Source organism: Mesorhizobium sp. M1A.F.Ca.IN.020.06.1.1, from assembly GCF_004023265.1.
GTDB lineage: Bacteria > Pseudomonadota > Alphaproteobacteria > Rhizobiales > Rhizobiaceae > Mesorhizobium.
This window is the reverse complement of the sequence record NZ_RZSR01001101.1, coordinates 1-1,824: the sequence shown is the minus strand read 5'-3', so window position 1 is coordinate 1,824 and position 1,824 is coordinate 1. Positions and strand designations below refer to the sequence as shown.

The 1,824-nt window shown below is 59.0% G+C and carries 2 protein-coding genes; one reads left to right on the top strand and one right to left on the bottom strand.

The features are described 5' to 3' along the window. Window positions 1–398 precede the first annotated feature (398 nt). Window positions 399–680 carry a hypothetical protein gene (locus EOA60_RS31390; protein ID WP_127217328.1) on the top strand — a complete coding sequence of 94 codons (282 nt, stop codon included), beginning with the start codon at window positions 399–401 and terminating at the stop codon, window positions 678–680. A gap of 419 nt (window positions 681–1,099) precedes the next feature. Here EOA60_RS31390 and EOA60_RS31385 read toward each other — a convergent pair. Beyond that, window positions 1,100–1,824 (bottom strand): cytosine permease (locus tag EOA60_RS31385; protein ID WP_206628335.1); only part of this gene is annotated, 725 nt, incomplete at its 5' end.

Below are 1,824 nucleotides of genomic sequence, written 5' to 3'. Positions count from 1 at the left end.
GCCTTGGCCGGAACCGACCCATCGGCAATCACTTTTTCGATGTTCGCAACGCATCGCGCGCTATCGGCTGCGAATGCATATTGGGAGGAAAAAGCAAACAGGGCGACGGAACCGATGCAGCGGACGATCAGACGAAACCCATTCTCTTCCATTGCCATTCTCCACATTTAGAAAAAGGTCGAACGAACATCATGGTGAGCAGTCAAGGATCGAAAAGTCGAGCGCAGGGCGTTTTGGAGCTCTTGGGGAGTGCACACCGCCGGCGTTGATTTGCGAGCGCAAGTTCGTATAAACGAACATTTTCAACCCGGACGGGAACTCGCCTCTCCAACCTGCGCCCTCCGCGTAAGCTCCGTTCCGAGGCAAAGATACGATAAGATAAGGTCCGGAGCCAAGGTTTGTCGCTGGGCGTGGAGCGCTTTGGCAGAACTCGCCTGGCCGGCGTTAGTGCCAGCAAAATGGTGCTCCGCGGCTTGGAGAATGGCGATGTTCGACTTCGAAAATATTGGTCCGAAGCGAAAAGCGGGAATCTTCCGAAAGTATCGGAGACTTCCACCGTTCCGGTGACACGAAGGCACGTGCTCGCAAGCTCAACCCTGCCGTTTCTCGTCGCCTTTGCCGGTGTTCGGCGGGCAGCGGGCGGATCGCAGGATCCGGTGTTTCAACTGACCAAAAGCTAAGTTCCTGATCGCAGGGTCGCGCTCCTTCAATGCGTGCTCGAGGACAAAGGGTTTTACTCTTCCGATGTTGATGGACTGTTTGGCCCGCACTGGGGACTACGAGGTCGGTCTATATGACAACGCGGATTTGGCAAGGTTGGCTATCGCGTCTTACTCCCACGAATTCGGTTCCTGATATCCTTTCACGGACGACCAGCTTCTGGCGGGCTTTGCTGTTACGGACAGCTATATAGACTCAACAGGCAAGGACGTGGTCGCTGTCTCTCCTGAAGAAATGGATCCTACCATTACATCATTGAGCCCGAGGTCGAACTGCCCTGACGCAACTTTTTCGAGCGCAAGGACCCCGCATTGGCTGGCCCGAGATGGTAGGCAAGTGAGACGAAGCAAATGGGGCGGCTTTCGCCGCCCCGACTGTGTTAAGCCTTGGCCATGCGTGCGCCGGCGCCGAGCGCCATTGTGCGCAGCACATAGTAGACGGCGCCCGCGATCGCGACCCCGAAGAACCAGCCATAGACGCCCCACCAGGACGGCAGCCAGTTGGTGAAGTTGGGCAGGATCGAGGAGAAGATCGCGCCGATGCCGGCGGCGATGAAGGCGTTGACGTGCCAGCCGCCCTGGAAGCGAAACTCGCCATCTTCGCGGTAGAGCGCGTTGACGTCGACCTCGCCCTTACGGATCAGATAATAGTCGACCATCATCACGCCGAAGATCGGCCCCATCGTCGCGCCGATGATGTTGACGAAGGAGGCAGCGCTGCCTTCCCACGGCGCAAACGGATAGAGCACCAGCGCGATCAGCGCCGCGATATAGCCGCCCTTCTTGAAGTCGATCTGACGCGGGAAGACGTTGGAGAAGTCGAAGGCCGGCGAGACGAAGTTCGCCACGACGTTGATGCCCAGGGTCGCCACCGCGAAGGTCAGCGCGGCAAGCGCCGCCAGGAACCAGCTGTCGAATTTGGCCGAGATCTGGTCGGGGTGGAGCAGCACCTCGTGATAGACGTCGTAGGCGGCGATCGTGGTGACGCCGGCGACCAGCGAGAACAGGATCAGGTTGACCGGCAGGCCCCAGATGTTGCCCTTGCGCAGCGCCGCGTTGTTGGGCGCGTAGCGGGCGAAGTCGCAGAAGTTGAGGTAGAGCGCCG